Raw genomic sequence first — 15,283 nt, 5'->3', positions numbered from 1 at the left:
TCGAAAGGAACCCGAAAATGACCGATCTGATCGACGCAATCGACGCCAGTCCCGATAGCCGCGACCGCGGTGGTCCTGCCCAGCCGATGCTGATCGTGGAGAACATCAAGAAGTATTTCCCGATCCGCGCCGGGCTGCTCAATCGCCAGGTGGCGGAGGTCAAGGCCGTCGACGACATATCCTTCTACGTCCTCAAGGGCGAAACCCTCGGCATCGTCGGTGAAAGCGGCTGCGGCAAGTCCACCCTGGCGCGGCTGCTGATGTATCTGATCGACAAGGACGAAGGCCATCTCATCCTCGATGGCGATCCGGTTGGCGAAAAGCTCGGCGTCGCCCTCGATGGACTGCGCCGGTCGCTGCAGATGGTGTTTCAGGACAGCTATTCATCGCTCAATCCGCGGCTGCCGATAGAGCAATCCATCGCCTACGGTCCCAAGGTGCAGGGCGCCTCGTCCAAGCAGGCCAAGGAACAGGCTCGCGCGCTGCTGGACAAGGTTGGTCTCAAACCCGACCGCTTTGGCCAGCGCTATCCGCACGAACTGTCCGGCGGACAGAAGCAGCGCGTCAACATCGCCCGCGCCCTGGCGCTCGATCCGCGCCTGCTCATTCTCGACGAGGCGGTCTCTGCGCTCGACAAGTCCGTCGAAGCCCAGGTCCTCAACCTGCTCGGCGATCTCAAGGAGCAACTCAACCTCACCTACATCTTCATCTCCCACGACTTGCACGTCGTCCGCTACATCTCGGACCGGGTGCTGGTGATGTATCTGGGGCAGGTGGTCGAGATCGGCCCGGTCGACAAGATCTATGATGCGCCAAAGCACCCCTATACGCGGGCGCTGCTCGAATGCCGCTTGAGCATGGATCCCGCCGACCGCGTCGAAGTCGCGCCGCTGGCGGGCGATCCGCCCAATCCGGTCAATCCGCCCTCCGGCTGCCGTTTCCATACCCGCTGTCCGCATGTCGAGGAGGTGTGCATGTCTAAGGCGCCGGCGCTGGGTGACGTGCTCAGATCCACGCCCGACACGCATCTGGCCGCCTGCCACATGGTCCACGCCGGTTCCGGCCACACCAAAGCGCCCAAGCCTGCCGATGCGATGATGTGGGCCAATCTTGGAGTAACGCTATGAACGAGATGAAATCTCCCGATCTGGCGCTGATCCGGCGCCATCCCAAGCCCGCCGATCCCTTCGTGCATGTCGACGATCTCAAGGTCCGCTTCGTCAGCCGTGAAGCAACGGTCAAGGCCGTCAACGGGGTATCCTTCGATCTGGCCAAGGGCGAGGTGCTATGCGTCATCGGCGAATCCGGTTCCGGCAAATCGGTGATGATGCGCTCGCTGCTGCGCCTGCATCCCAAAAAGCGCAGCGTCATCGAAGGCACCATGATGGTGGGCGAGCACAACATCACCGAGGTCAATGAAAAGACCATGGGCGAGTTGCGTGGCTCCACCATTTCGATGATCTTCCAGGAGCCGATGACCGCGCTTGATCCGCTCTACACCATCGGCCATCAGATCGCCGAAACCGTGATGCGCCACGAAAAGCTGGATCGCGACGCCGCCTGGAAACGCGCTCTCGAATTGCTCGAACTGGTCCGCGTTCCGTCGCCCGAACGCCGGCTCAAGGCCTATCCGCACGAGCTCTCAGGTGGCCTGCGCCAACGCGCCATGATTGCGGTAGCGCTGTCCTGCCGCCCCAGCCTGCTACTGGCCGACGAGCCAACCACTGCCCTCGACGCATCGGTGCAGATCCAGGTGCTGGTGTTGTTGCGCAAGCTGCAGCGCGACATGGGCATGTCGATGATCTTCGTCACCCACGATCTCGGCGTCGCCGCCCAGATCGCCGACAAGGTCGCCGTGATGTATGCCGGCCGCATCATCGAATATGGCGAGGCGCGCGACGTGCTGGTCAATCCGCAGCACCCCTATACCAAGGCCATGCTGGCCTCCACCATCAAGGACCAGCGTCGTGGTGCCCCGCTCGAGGCCATTGCCGGCACCCCACCGGATTTGCGAGCCTTGCCCGATGGCTGCAGCTTCGCGCCACGCTGCAAATATGCCGGCCCCGACTGCGCGGTGACCATGCCGCCCCCCGTCACCGACGCGCGCGGCCATATGGCGCGTTGCTTCAAGGTCGGCACCACCAACGGCCTTCTGGCTTTCGACCCACACATCGTCGAGCCCGCCTGATCCATTGCGCGGCCGCCTCGGCCTGCGCCTGTCCCGCACACGCGATAACGCCACGGACCGACCGGGCGAAGGCAATGTTCATGTTTGATCGATGGAACGCCAGCCCCCCAATTCTCAAGGGCACGATCCTGATGCTGCTCTCGGCTGTCTCGTTTTCCATTCTGCTGGTGCTGATCCGCGTGGTCGGCCAAGCCGTGCCGGTGGTCCTGGTTATCGTCGCTCGCCAAGTAGTCATGCAATTGGTGATCTTCGCGCAGGCGGGCCGGGGCGTACGCACCATCCTGCGCACCAACAGCCTGCGGCTTCAGCTCTGGCGCGCCGTGTTCGCGCTGGGCTCCACCGTCGCCACCTATGTCACCTTCATCTACCTACCGCTGGCGCTGGCCAGCGCCATCAGCTTCACAACGGCGCTGTTTGTCACTATCGGCGCGGCGGTTTTCCTTAAAGAGCATGTCGCCCCCAAGACCTGGGCTGCCACCCTGATCGGCCTGGTCGGGGTCTATATCATGCTCAGTCCGACCGAGCAGGGCAGCATGCCCTTCGTCCTGCTGGCGATCGCCGGCGCCGTCCTTTCGGCCGGCATGATCCTGTCGGTTCGAGGCCTCGATCCCGCCGAATCCGTTGGCACCGTGCTGACCTATCAGGGCATCCTGATCTTGCCGGCGCTGATCGTGCCGCTGTTCTTGACCTGGCAAATGCCGACGCCCAACGAGTGGCTCGCGCTGCTGGCCATTGGCATCATCGGCACGCTTGGCCAATGGACACTGGTGGGGGCCTATCGCCATGCCGAGGCCGCCCGGCTGGCCCCGCTAGATTTCTTGCGTCTGGTGCTGATCGCCGCGGCAGGTCTCGTGTTTTTCGACGAGCATCTGGAGCCCTCGCTGATCGCCGGCATGCTCATCATCGTGGCCACGACGCTCTATACAATTCGCGCCAACTCAGCGCTGAAAATTCAGGAAGTCCCAGCACTTCCATAGACTTATGTAATTCACATCGATATAATCGAAAAATCATTAGTTGAAATATTGACTATCTGTCGTGGTGACGCGATAGTCGCAACAGCAGCCGGCATCCGACCGGCAGGTCGCCGTCCATAGCGGCAGGCAAGGGGCACCAGATTGGCCGAGCATCACCTTAAACCCAGCGTCGACACCTGCCATTGGGGCTATTTCGACGCCACCGAGAAGCCGGTCCTGCGCGTCAAGAGCGGCGATATCGTCACTATCGATACCGTGACCGGCAACAAGGAGGTGCTGCCCGATCCGACCAAGTTCTTCATTCCGCCCGAGCTTGACAGCATTCTCAACGGACTGACCCCGGTTGGGCCCCATATCTTGACCGGCCCGGTCTATGTCGAGGGGGCCAAGCCCGGCAATGTGCTCGAAGTGCGCATCCACGAGGTCTCCGTGCTGCAGGATTGGGGCTTCAATGTCATCATCCCGCTGCTTGGCACGCTGCCCTATGACTATGCCCAGGGGCGCCTGGTCAACATTCCCATCGATATCGAGCGCAACAAGGGCATCATGCCCTGGGGCCTGGAACTGGAACTGGCGCCGTTCTTCGGCGTCATGGGGCTGGCGCCGCCCAAGGGCTGGGGTCGGATGAACTCGGTTGCGCCGCAAGCCACAGGCGGCAACCTCGACAACAAGGAACTGATCGCCGGCACGACCCTCTATCTGCCTGTGTTCGAGGAGGGCGGTCTGTTTTCCTGCGGGGACGGCCATGGCGTTCAGGGGGATGGCGAAGTGTGCATCACCGCCATCGAGACGGCATTGCGCGGCAAGTTCGAATTCATCGTCCGCGACGATCTCACCTTCACCTATCCACGCGCCGAGACGCCCACGCATCACATCACCATGGGCATGGATCCTGACCTCGACCAGTGCGCCATTCGCGCCCTGCGCGACATGATCGTGCTGCTCGGCGAGAAGACCGGCCTGCCGAGCGAAGACGCCTACATGCTGTGCAGCCTGGCTGGTGACCTGCACATCACCCAGACGGTGAACGGCTCCAAGGGCGTCCACATGATGATGGACAAAAAGAACTTCGTGGCGGCCTGAGAGACATAGACATGAGCAAGATCCGCATCGCCCACATGGCCGGCCCCACCGCCACCATCCAGAATACCCCGCCGCTGGTCACCTCCAACAAGGCTCGGCTGCGCAAGGGGCTGCCGCCGCTCACGGCGGGCAACGGTAATGCCGCCGCCTTCGATCCGCTCCGTGCGCAAAAGCTCGCTGCGCCGGTCAAGGTCTATGTCGAACAGTTCTCCGCCCATCCCCTCGAGGCCGATACCGCCGAACTCTACGACCAGCCCGACGGCTATATCGGTGCCGATGGCAGTTTTAGCACCGAGCGCAAGTCCGACGGCGACAAGGCCGTCTACGAGATCGAACTCACGCCTGAGGACGGCCTTTATCCACTGCCCTACATGGCCATGCAGCAGGACGGCCAGCCTTGGGAGGAGGAGGCCACCTATCCCGGCAGCCCACTCGCCCGCCAGGGCTTTTTCCCCGATGGTTCGCGCAGTTTTGAGGAGATCGACCGCCTCTCCATCGACGCCAATGGCAAGGTCAATCTCATCGGTGGCCGCGCCGAGGTCGATTTCTACCGTGTTGCCCCACCGGGCGGCTTCACCAAGGGCCAGGCCAATGCCGAGCGCGCCGATACCGGCGAGGGCGATACGCCTGCCGAGAAGATGGGCTTCGAGTTTTTTGGCTATAAACCCTGGCACCTGGCCAAGTCACCGCCGCGGCCTTTGCTGGCCAAGATCACCAATGACGTGCAGGCCATCATGTCGTCGGGTAAGTATGACGGCGCCATCTGGACCCAGGGTTCTCCCCAGGTCGAGGAAAGCGCCTATTGGTTCAACCTGCTGATCGATACCAAGCTGCCGATCGCCTGCAACGCCGCACAGCGTCCTCAGGGTCAGATCAGCAATGATGGTCCCGCCAATATCGTCGACTCGGTGACCTATATCGAATCCGGCATCTGGAAGGACGGTAATGGCGGCAACCGTGCCGGCACCGTCGTCATCCAGGAGCAGCAATTTTTCGCCGCTCGCGAGGTCGCCAAGGTCGATGCCCGTCCCGGCGGCTATGTGGCGACCGGTGGCCATGGCGGCATTTTGGGCCAGGTCACCCATATGGGCACGCCATACCTGATGTATATTCCTGCCTACAAGCATACCTCCAGCTCCGACGTGAACATCAGCAGGCTGCCTGCATCGGTGAAGGCCACCCGACTTGGCTCGGGCGGTGTCGAGACTTTCGATTTCCCGATCAAGGATGCCGCCGGCAAGTTGCTGGCCGACGCTATTCCCTCGGTTTCGATCATCAAGGAGGGTGGCTATTTCGCCGACAATTTCGGCGACGATCCGGCGCCCGAGGCGGACCTGGATTTCCAGATCAAGCACAAGCTTGCGTCTGGTCGGCTAGGCGGGTTTGTCATCGAAGGCTTGGTTCCTTACGGCAACATCACCTCCGAGCTGCGCGGCCAGATGCTCCGCGTCGCCAGCCTTTCGGGCATTCCCGTCGCCCGCACCGGTCGCGGCTATCCCGAAGGCTTCTCCGATCCCGAGGCCTGGACCATTTCGGGCATGAACCTGACCTCGACCAAGGCCCGCCTGCTGCTGATGGCATGTCTGATGAAGTTCGGTGCCCTGCCGGCCGCTCTCGATCCGACCAATCCGACCGAGGCGGAGGTAGCGGCCTTGCGCGCCGCCATGGTGCCCTATCAGCAGGTCTTCAACACGCATTAGGAGAACGCGCTTGCTCAGGCTGCATGGCATTATCGGCACCGAACAGGACCCGACCTATCGTGCCATGCTGCACGAGCTGGAGCATGTCGACGGTATCGAGCTGCTGTTCGTGCCGCCCGCCGACGCCAGCCGCAAGCGCTTTCGCCTGCTAACCGATCGCGGCACCGATTGTGCCGTCAGCATGGATCGCGATCAGCAACTGACCGACGGCGCGGTGCTCTATATCGATCCGCAGCGCGCCATCATCGCGCGTTTCGGCGAGCAGGCGGTCTGGCGGTTGCGTCCGCGCGACCAAGCTGCCGCGCTCAAGCTCGGCTGGAACGCCGGCAATTTGCACTGGCGTGTCCGCTTCGAGGACTATTGCCTTGCCATCCTGCTCGATGGCCCGCTCCACACCTATCGCGCCCGTATCATGCCGCTGCTGGACGAGGGCGATGTCGTGGAACTCGACCATGTTTGATACAGAAGCGGCCCTGGCCCTCCTGCAATATGGCGATAGCGCCTATCCGGCCGGCGGCTTCGCCTTTTCCTGGGGCGTCGAAGGGTTGTCCGCCGATGATTTGCTCTCTGGACAGGTCGACCTCGACGATCTTGTATTCGAGCATCTGGCGTTCCGCTGGAACACCATGGACCGTATTCTGCTGCGGCGCGCCTTCATCGCCGCAGACCTCGATGCGATCGCTGCTGCCGATCGCACCGCCGAGGCTGCGACCCCGTCCGCGCAAATGCGCGACGGCTCGCACCGCGCCGGCCGCGCCCTGCTTGGCGTGTCCGTTCGCCTGGGTGGATCGCTCGCCATCGCCTATCGCGCCATGTTGTCGGCCGACGCCCGGCTCGGTCACCTGCCGGTCGTGCAAGCCATCGTCTATCGCGATGCCGGGATCGGATTCGAGGCCGCGCAATTGCTCTCGGGCTGGACGCTCGTCACCGGCCTCGTCAGCGCCGCCGTCCGTCTCGGCGTTATCGGCCATATCGAGGCCCAGCAGAGCCTGGCGACTGCGCGCCACGTGCTCGAAGCCTTGCTGGCCGAAACGCCCGACTCCGACGTCCAGCCGTCCAGCTTCACTCCGCTCATCGATATTGCCGTGTCGCGCGGTCCCTCGCGCCACGTCCGCATGTTTTCCACCTAGCGCGAGGCGCCGCCATGATGAACTTGTCGCCCACCGAGATGGATCGCCTGATCATCTTCACCGCTGCCGAAGTGGCGCGCCGCAATCGCCGTCTCGGTATCCGCCTCAGCCATCCGGAGGCCGTCGCTTTCCTCACCGACGAGGTGCTGGTCGCGGCCCGCCGGGACATGCCCTATTCGCAGATTCGCGACATGGCCAGCCGCCTGCTGACGTCCGACGATGTCGAGCCCGGCGTCGCCGAGATGGTCACCATGCTCTATATCGAATGCATGTTCGCCGAGGGCACCAAGGTGATGGCGCTGTTCGAGCCGATCCAGCGCGGCCAGCAGCCGCTGCTCGATACGGTCGTTCCCGGTGAGATCATTTCACCGCCGGACGACATCGAGATGTTCACCGACCTGCCCGTTGTGACAATCGATGTGACCAATACCGGCGACCGCGATATCCAGGTGCGCAGCCACACCCATTTCTTTGAAACCAACCGCGCCTTGCAGTTCGACCGTGCCGTCGCCTATGGCATGAAGATCGATCGGCCCTCCGGCACCGGCATCCGCTTCGAGCCCGGCGTGGTCAAATCAGTCCGCCTTGTCCCTATCGATGGCAACCGCCTGATCCGGGGCGCCGCTGGCCTGGTCATGGGCGCGCTCGACGCCCCAGGCGCCAAGGAAAAATCACTCGAACTCGCCCGCGCCCGAGGCTATCTCGGAGCATAGGAGCCATCATGGCCAGTATCAGCCGCCGCGCCTATGCCGATCTCTACGGCCCCACCAAGGGCGACGTCATTCGCCTCGGCGATACCGAGCTTTTCGCCGAGATCGAGCACGATTTCACCACTTACGGTCACGAACTGCTGATCGGCGCGGGCAAGAACCTGCGCGACGGCGAGGGCATCAACGGGCACCTCAAATCCTCCGACAAGATCCTCGATATCGTAATCAAGAACGCCACCATCATCGATGCGGTCGCCGGCATCATCAAGGCTGATATCGGCATCCGCGACGGGCGCATCGTCGGCATCGGCAAGGCCGGCAATCCGGACATCATGCCCGGTATCCACCCCGACATGATCGTCGGCCAGACCACCTCGCCGGTCTCGGGAGCCAGTTTCATCGTCACGGCCGGCGCCGTCGAATCCCATGCCCACCTGGGCTCCCCCGAGCAATCCGATCACGCACTTGCAGGGGGAACCACTACCATGATCGGCAATGGTCCCGGCCCGCTGTTCGACGTGGGCAGCGGCAGCACCACCACCTTTGGCCGGTTTCTTCAGGCCTGCGAATTCTCCCCGCTCAATTTTGCCCTGTTCGGACGCGGTGCCTCCAACGCCGAGGCCGTTGAAGAATCCGTGGCCGCCGGCGGCATGTCGGTGAAAATCCACGAGGATTTCGGCGCCGCGCCCTCGGTGATCGACCAGAGTCTTGTGGCCGCCGATCGCAATGATTTTGCCGTGCATCTGCACACCGACTCGATCAACGAATTCGGGTTTTGCGAAGACACCATGGCCGCCTGCGAGGGCCGGACCATTCATATGTACCATGTCGAGGGCGCTGGCGGCGGCCATGCTCCGGACCTGCTCAAGGTCGTCTCCTACGACAATGTCATCCCCTCTTCGACCAACCCCACCAATCCCTACACCAGCTATGGGATGGAGGAGGGCGTGCCGATGACCATGATCGCCCATCAGCTCAACTATAATACGCCCGAAGATGTTGTATTTGGCGAAGCCCGCGTACGTGCTCAATCGATGGCTGCCGAGGATTTCCTCCACGATATGGGTGCTATCTCGATCTTCGGCACCGACACCCAGGGCATGGGCCGACTGGCCGAAAACGTCGCCAATTGTTGGCAACTCGCGAGCGTCATGAAGGAGCGCATCGGCCGGCTCCCGCAGGAAACCACTGCGATGGCCGATAACGAGCGCATCAAGCGTTACATTGCCAAGCTCAACCTTAACCCGGCCATCGCCGTCGGCATCGACGCCCATGTCGGCTCGGTGGAAGTGGGCAAGATGGCCGACCTCGTGCTGTGGCCGCGCGCCTCGTTCGGCATCAAGCCCTATATGGTCATCAAGTCTGGCTTTATCGTTTGGGCCGCCATGGGTGATGGCAATGGCAGTCTTGGGCTGGCCGAGCCGATGATCCAGAAGCGCATGTGGGGCGCACTGGGCGACGCACCCAAGCATCTCGGCGTCAATTTCGTCTCCAAGCTCGCCATCAATGCCGGCGTGGGCGAGAGGCTCGGCCTTGGCAAGCAGATGGTGCAGATCAAGAATGTACGCGGCCTGCGCAAGACCGATATGGTGCACAACGCGGCAATGCCCCATGTCGAAGTCGATCCGCAAACCTTCGAGGTTCGCGCTGACGGCGAGCTCCTGATGTGTCCGCCCGCCACCAAGGTTCCCCTGGCGCGGAGGTACATGCTGCGATGAAGCAGATGCTCACCCCCACCAAACCCGCCCGTATTTCCGCCGCTCGTGTCGGCATCGGCGGGCCCGTCGGCTCCGGCAAGACGGCCCTCGTCGAACGCCTTATCCCCGCGTTGATGGCGCGTGGCATCGATATCGCCGTCATCACCAATGATCTCGTCACCGCAGAGGACGCCGAGCGTATCCGCCGGTCCGGCCTGATCGATCCGGCACGCGTGTCCGCCGTCGAGGCCGGCGCCTGTCCCCATACGGTCATCCGCGAAGACCCGACGCTCAATATCGAAGCTGCCGACGAACTTGAACGCCGCTTTCCCGGTGTCGAACTGATCCTGCTGGAAAGCGGTGGCGATAACCTTGCCTCCACCTTCTCCCGCGATCTCACCGATTTCTGGATGTTCGTCATCGATGTCGGCGGTGGGGACGATATCCCCCGCAAACGGGGGCCCGGCGTCATTCGCTCCGACGTGCTGGTCATCAACAAGACCGATCTGGCGCCCTATGTCGGCGTCGATCTCGATCGCATGCACCGCGAAGCTCTCGCCGTGCGCGACAACCGTCCGGTGCTGATGACCAATTGTCGGCGCGGCGAGGGCATCGAGGCCGTGGTCGACATCATCGAGCGCGAAGTGTTGTTCCGGGCGTGAACGCGCTTGTGCCGCTTCGGCCCGCCGCGCTGGATTTGAGCTTCGTCCGCCGCGGCGATCGCACGGTGCTGGAGCGGCGGCTGTTTGCCTGGCCGTTCGTGTTGACCCGCACCTTCCTGCTCGATCCCGTTCCCGCCCATATGCGGACGGTCATCATCCAGACCAGCAGCAGCGCCCTGCACGGCGAGGACCGGCTCACCCAGCGTATTCACCTGGGGCGGGGCGCGGCCGCCCATCTGACGACCCAGGGTGCTTCTCCAGTGCACAGGGCTCATCCGGGCATGATTGCCCGGGAGGCGGTCGATATCGTCGTTGAACCCGAGGCGTTCCTCGAATACCTGCCCGAACCTCGCATCCTGTTTCCTGGCGCGGCGCTCGACCAGACCATCGATATCGACTGCGCGCCGGGCGCGACCCTCATCGTGTCCGACGCATTTACCGTTCACGACCCCGGACGGAACGGCCATGGCTTCCGTCAACTGGCATCCACCGTGACTTTGCGCTTCGAGGGCGGCGCGCCGGCGATGATCGATCGCCTCGACATCGCCCATCTCGGTCGCGGCCGGTTCGCGCGTTACACCGCCTTCAGCAGTATTTTCATGGTCGCGCCGCTGCCGGTGGAAATCCTTGAGCAGTTGGCCCTGGACCTTTCGGCCGCGCTCGCTGCTATTCCGGGCCTTTACGGCGCCGCCAGTCTGCTGCCGGGCAATATCGGCGTCGGCGTGCGCCTTGCGGCCGAAGACCTCCGTGCCGTCCGGGCCGGCCGCGAACTCTCCTGGATCGCGTTCCGGCGCTTGCTCTGTGGCGAAGCGCCGGCATCGCGCCGCACGGGTGATGACCTCCGACTCCATCGCGTTGAGTGAAGCATGGGCTCCTCATGGGCCGACCACATAGGATCGACACGGTTCTCACGGCTGTCGTGACGCTCCCGGCGCCAAATTCCCGGGTTTGACCTTGGTGGTGATGAAAATGTCGCTGCATGCAACGCCACTATCCTTGATGCCGCGCGCGACATCCTGCTCGTTTTCGTAACCCTGAGCGGCGCCAGGGAAGGTCAACCACGCATCATCTTTATCCGACCGTCGAAACTCTGCCGTCCTTAAATTTCTCCAGAACCCCGCGCCCGCTCGCCTGGACCAACAAGTCTAGCAGCCTCAGAAGTTTAGCTGCGAGCTCCAAGGCAGAAGAGCGCATGGGTCGGAATTAGACACTTTATAAAGCCGATTGACAGTTTGCCTGATCGTAAATATCGTCACCTTCATGACAAAGAAACCCGCCTCCAAGAGCTCGAAGGAAACGCCCGCACAGGTGTCGGAGCCCCGTCCCGCGGCCGATGACACGTTGCGCACCATCCGCCTGTTGATGCCGTCCATGGCTCTGGGGCTAGGGTCGCGATGCGAGATTGTGCTGCACGATTTCCGTCAGCCCGAACGCTCGATCGTGGCGGTGTCCGGTAACGTCACTGGCCGCAAGCCGGGGGGGTCGGTCACCCAGATTGGCCTGTCGATCATGCGCGAAGGCGATGCGGCCAAGGACAATTACACTTACGTGACCAGCGCGCCGAACGGGCTGATCCTCAAATCCGTCACGGTGCCGCTACGCGACGAGGCCGACCACGTCTTCGGCGCTCTCTGCATCAACATCGATATCACCGAGTTCTGGGTGATGGGCCAAAGCATCCAGGCCTTGGTCGGCACCAATGAGCAGGCGCCCAAGCCTGTCACCTTCGTCGATGACATCGATGGTGTCATCGGCGACGTCCTCAAGGAGGAGACGAAGCTTCTTGGACGCCCGCTGGTCGAGTTGTCCAGGGAAGAGCGACTGCGCCTGCTCAAGGCGTTGGAGTTCCGGGGCGTGTTCTCACTGCAGCGGTCGATCCCGCAGATCGCCGCGCACCTCGGGCTGTCTCGGGCAACCCTCTACAACGACCTCAAACACATGCGCGGGGAAAGCGGCGCTAATGGCGATGGCGAGGCGGCGCGGTCCACGCGGTTCAATGACGGCAAACTAATCGATATCGAAGGAGATGGTGCATGACGTTCTTCAATAGCAAGGCGCTCAATCGGCGCAAATTCCTGGCCGGTGCTGCGGCAATAGGTGTGGGCACTACGCTGCCGCTCCTGCAATCCCGCGCCGCCTTCGGTGCCGACGTAGCGCTCGAATTCGAGGGCTGGAACTACGATCCGGAATTCCAGACCCAGATCGTCACCGAATACACGGCGCAAAATCCTGCGGTCAGCGTCAATTTCATCGCCGAGCCTGCCGCGCAATATGTTCCCAAGATGATCGCGCGCTTCATCGGCCAGAATGCCCCCGATCTGCTTTATGTCCGCGACCAGACCCTGGCCGGCTGGGCCGATGCCGAATATATCCGGCCGATCAACGACTTCCCCGATTGGGAAGAGCATGTGGCAGGCCTGATTCCCTTCCACCGTGCTGGTCTTGAATACGAGGGCAAGGTCTGGGGACTGCCCTATTACGGCGATCACATCGCCTATATCTACAATTCCGATATTCTCGAGAAGGCCGGCATTGCCGCGCCGCCGGTGACCTGGGCCGAACTGGCCGATCAATCCCTGGCCATCAAGAAGGCGGGGCTCATCGAGCGGCCATTCGCCTTTCCGCTCAAGTCAAACGCCGGCCTGCATTGGTGGTCGGCCGTTTATGCCAGCGGCGGTAGTCTGTTCGATGCCGAAGGCAATCCCAAATTCCCCGATGAGGATACTGTCGCGCTGCAACTGCTGGAATTCCTCGTCCATGCGGCCCAGGAACTCGATATTCTCGACCAGACCTCGGTGCAGATGGGGACGGCCGAAGGGCGGCTGGCGCTTGCGGCAGGGCAGGTGGCGTTCGCCTCCAGCGCCCGCTACGACCTCAAGGTGATCAACGATCCCGCAACCTCCAAGGTTTCGGGCTTCGCCAAGCAGGTCCTGTTCCCCAGCCTGACTGCCGATGGCCCGCATGGTACCGTCGGCTGGACGCAGATGTTCTCCATCTCCAGCAATACGGCTCACCCCGACGAAGCCTGGGACGTGCTGAAATATATCAGCAGCCAGGACGTGGCCAAGCGCTACTACCTCAAGAATGGCGTCGGCTACGCCTATGAGGCGCTCGACAACGACGCCGACATCGCCGCTGAAACCAGCAAATGGAGCGATCAGGGCATGTTCGCCAAGCAGGGCGCCCTGGCCAAGCCGCGCGAATACATCGCCTTCCCCTGGGCTGCCGAATGGGAAGACTTCCACATGCAGCAGATGCAGGAAGCCATCGTCGGCCGCAAGACCGCCCGCGACGCCATGCTCGCTTCGGCCGACAAGGCCATCCAGCTTAAAAAGAGCTCGTAACCGTGTCGCTATCTCAAGCCAGGTCGCCTGCCCTCGCGGGCGGCCTATCCGAGCGACGACCGATCTGGCCAAGGCTTTTTCCCTATTGGCTGAACCTGCCTTCGATGCTGGTTCTGCTGGGATTGGTGGCATATCCGGTTGGTCTGTCGCTCTGGATCAGCCTGCACAAGATGAGCTTTCGCAAGCCCAAGGATTTCCCCTTTGTCGGCTTGGACAATTACACCACGGCGCTGACCTCGCCCGAATTCGCTTCGGCGCTCAGCGTGACGCTCAAGTTCTCGCTGGCCTCGGTGGTGCTGATCGTCGCCATTGGCCTTGCTCTGGCATTGCTGCTGAACGTGCCCGTGCGCGGTCGTGGCGTGTTGCGGGCGCTGGTCCTGGTGCCATGGGCCATTCCGCCCATCGTCAATGCCACGCTCTGGCAGTTGATCTTTGATTCCCACGTCGGCGCCTTTAACGGCTTGCTGATGCAGTTGGGGCTGATCGACGCCTATCGGTCCTGGCTGATCGATCCCAACATGGCTCTCGTCATCGTCGTGCTGGCGCATGCCTGGAACCACGTGCCGCTGGCCACCATCATCCTGCTGGCTGCGCTGCAGGCCATTCCGCGCGAACTCTATGAAGCCGCGCTTGTCGATCGCACCAGCCGCTTCCGCGTGCTGCGCGAGATCACCATGCCCTGGCTATTGCGGCCGATCATGATCGTCATGATCCTGCAGACCATGGGCGCGCTGCGGGCCTTCGATCTGTTCTACGTGCTGACCGGAGGCGGGCCGGGTACCTCGACCACCGCCCTGGCCTGGCTCACCTACCAGACCTCGTTTGTTTATCTCGATGTCGGCATGGGCAGCACCTATTCCTACATCATCATGATCATCACCTTCGCGGTGGCGCTGTTCTACATCCGCGGCCTCTACAAACGCGGAGACGTCGAATGAAAGCGCGTACCATCATGGTCTATGCGTTCATGGTCCTGGCGGCGGCCTATCTGCTGGCGCCGGTGCTCTGGATGTTCGTGCTGTCCATCATGACCCAGTCCGAAGCCCTGTCCGTGCCGCCGCACTGGATTCCCGAGGCGCCGACGCTGGACAATTACATGGCGTTCTTCAACCCCAGCGCCAGCCAGGCGACTATGGGCGCCGCTGCCATCACCGCCATGCCGGGAGCTATGCTCAACAGTGTCATCGTCGGTCTGTCGGTGGCGGTCGCCAATGTCGTCTTCGGCTCGATGGCGGCCTATTCGTTCGCCCGCCTCGAGTTCCGGGGCAGCAATGCGCTGATGTTCGGCTATCTGGTGTCGCGCATGGTGCCGGCCGTCGGCATCATGATCCCGCTTTATGTGGTCATGCAGAACCTGCATCTGCTCAATAGCCTTGGCGCGCTGGTGCTGGTTGAAACGGCCGAAACCCTGCCTTTCAGCATCTGGTTGCTCGCCGGTTACTTCCGCACCATCCCCCGCGACATCGAGGAAGCGGCGCGGATCGACCGGTGCACCTGGCTGCAGGCGATGATCAAGGTGTTCCTGCCGATGGCGACCCCTTGCCTCGTTGCCACCGGCGTCTTCGGCTTCATGTCGTCCTGGGGCTCGTTTCTCTATCCCCTGCTGTTCACGTCGGGCTCGGGCAACACCACCATGCCCGTCATCATTTCCAACTTCGCCACCGACATCAACGCCGACTATGGCCTGCTTGCCACCTCGGGCATGTTCGCGGTCCTGCCGCCGTTCCTGCTCGCCTTGTGGTTCCAGCGCTGGATCGTCAGCGGATTCACGGCCGGCGCGGTGAAAGGTTAG

15 protein-coding genes are annotated in these 15,283 nt (G+C 62.6%); all 15 read left to right on the top strand.

Annotated elements, in window-relative coordinates:
- The first annotated feature begins 17 nt into the window (after positions 1–17).
- The 15 genes from JWR51_RS15150 to JWR51_RS15080 all read left to right on the top strand — a co-directional run bounded on the left by JWR51_RS15150 (position 18) and on the right by JWR51_RS15080 (position 15,283).
- Positions 18–1,127, top strand: a complete 1,110-nt coding sequence (locus tag JWR51_RS15150) for an oligopeptide/dipeptide ABC transporter ATP-binding protein (protein WP_299749085.1) — start codon at positions 18–20, stop codon at positions 1,125–1,127.
- Positions 1,124–2,188: an ABC transporter ATP-binding protein gene (locus JWR51_RS15145; protein WP_366525598.1), complete on the top strand. Its 1,065-nt coding sequence runs from the start codon at positions 1,124–1,126 to the stop codon at positions 2,186–2,188. Before JWR51_RS15150 ends, JWR51_RS15145 begins: the two co-directional genes overlap by 4 nt.
- An 80-nt stretch (positions 2,189–2,268) precedes the next feature.
- Positions 2,269–3,165 carry a DMT family transporter gene (locus JWR51_RS15140; protein WP_299749082.1) on the top strand — a complete coding sequence of 299 codons (897 nt, stop codon included), beginning with the start codon at positions 2,269–2,271 and terminating at the stop codon, positions 3,163–3,165.
- A gap of 141 nt (positions 3,166–3,306) precedes the next feature.
- A complete protein-coding gene (locus JWR51_RS15135; protein WP_299749079.1) occupies positions 3,307–4,248 on the top strand; it encodes an acetamidase/formamidase family protein in 942 nt (313 codons plus the stop codon).
- 11 nt (positions 4,249–4,259) lie between these two features.
- Positions 4,260–5,948, top strand: a complete 1,689-nt coding sequence (locus tag JWR51_RS15130; RefSeq protein ID WP_299749077.1) for an asparaginase domain-containing protein — start codon at positions 4,260–4,262, stop codon at positions 5,946–5,948.
- Between the two features lie 10 nt (positions 5,949–5,958).
- Positions 5,959–6,408 carry an urease accessory protein UreE gene (ureE, locus tag JWR51_RS15125; RefSeq protein WP_299749074.1) on the top strand — a complete coding sequence of 150 codons (450 nt, stop codon included), beginning with the start codon at positions 5,959–5,961 and terminating at the stop codon, positions 6,406–6,408.
- Positions 6,401–7,078, top strand: a complete 678-nt coding sequence (locus JWR51_RS15120; RefSeq protein WP_299749072.1) for an urease accessory UreF family protein — start codon at positions 6,401–6,403, stop codon at positions 7,076–7,078. Before ureE ends, JWR51_RS15120 begins: the two co-directional genes overlap by 8 nt.
- 17 nt (positions 7,079–7,095) lie before the next feature.
- Positions 7,096–7,791 carry an urease subunit beta gene (gene ureB / locus JWR51_RS15115; protein WP_299749069.1) on the top strand — a complete coding sequence of 232 codons (696 nt, stop codon included), beginning with the start codon at positions 7,096–7,098 and terminating at the stop codon, positions 7,789–7,791.
- Positions 7,792–7,799: 8 nt separating this feature from the next.
- Positions 7,800–9,506 (top strand): urease subunit alpha, encoded by a 1,707-nt coding sequence (gene ureC / locus JWR51_RS15110; protein WP_299749066.1) that lies wholly within the window; start codon positions 7,800–7,802, stop codon positions 9,504–9,506.
- Positions 9,503–10,147 (top strand): urease accessory protein UreG, encoded by a 645-nt coding sequence (gene ureG / locus JWR51_RS15105; RefSeq protein ID WP_299749064.1) that lies wholly within the window; start codon positions 9,503–9,505, stop codon positions 10,145–10,147. The genes ureC and ureG overlap by 4 nt, the downstream gene beginning before the upstream one ends.
- The gene (locus tag JWR51_RS15100; protein ID WP_299749061.1) at positions 10,144–11,010 is read left to right on the top strand and encodes an urease accessory protein UreD; all 867 of its coding nucleotides are present in this window, start codon (positions 10,144–10,146) and stop codon (positions 11,008–11,010) included. The genes ureG and JWR51_RS15100 overlap by 4 nt, the downstream gene beginning before the upstream one ends.
- Positions 11,011–11,407: 397 nt before the next feature.
- Complete coding sequence (locus JWR51_RS15095) at positions 11,408–12,184, top strand: helix-turn-helix transcriptional regulator (protein WP_299749058.1); 777 nt, start codon at positions 11,408–11,410, stop codon at positions 12,182–12,184.
- The gene (locus JWR51_RS15090; RefSeq protein WP_299749055.1) at positions 12,181–13,491 is read left to right on the top strand and encodes an extracellular solute-binding protein; all 1,311 of its coding nucleotides are present in this window, start codon (positions 12,181–12,183) and stop codon (positions 13,489–13,491) included. The genes JWR51_RS15095 and JWR51_RS15090 overlap by 4 nt, the downstream gene beginning before the upstream one ends.
- Before the next feature lie 104 nt (positions 13,492–13,595).
- Positions 13,596–14,429 carry a sugar ABC transporter permease gene (locus JWR51_RS15085; RefSeq protein WP_299749053.1) on the top strand — a complete coding sequence of 278 codons (834 nt, stop codon included), beginning with the start codon at positions 13,596–13,598 and terminating at the stop codon, positions 14,427–14,429.
- Positions 14,426–15,283: a carbohydrate ABC transporter permease gene (locus JWR51_RS15080; protein ID WP_299749050.1), complete on the top strand. Its 858-nt coding sequence runs from the start codon at positions 14,426–14,428 to the stop codon at positions 15,281–15,283. Before JWR51_RS15085 ends, JWR51_RS15080 begins: the two co-directional genes overlap by 4 nt.

This window comes from Devosia sp. (assembly GCF_028290625.1).
Taxonomy (GTDB): Bacteria; Pseudomonadota; Alphaproteobacteria; order Rhizobiales; family Devosiaceae; genus Devosia.
The sequence above is the reverse complement of the archived record's forward strand: the minus strand, read 5'-3'. Positions and strand labels throughout refer to the sequence as shown.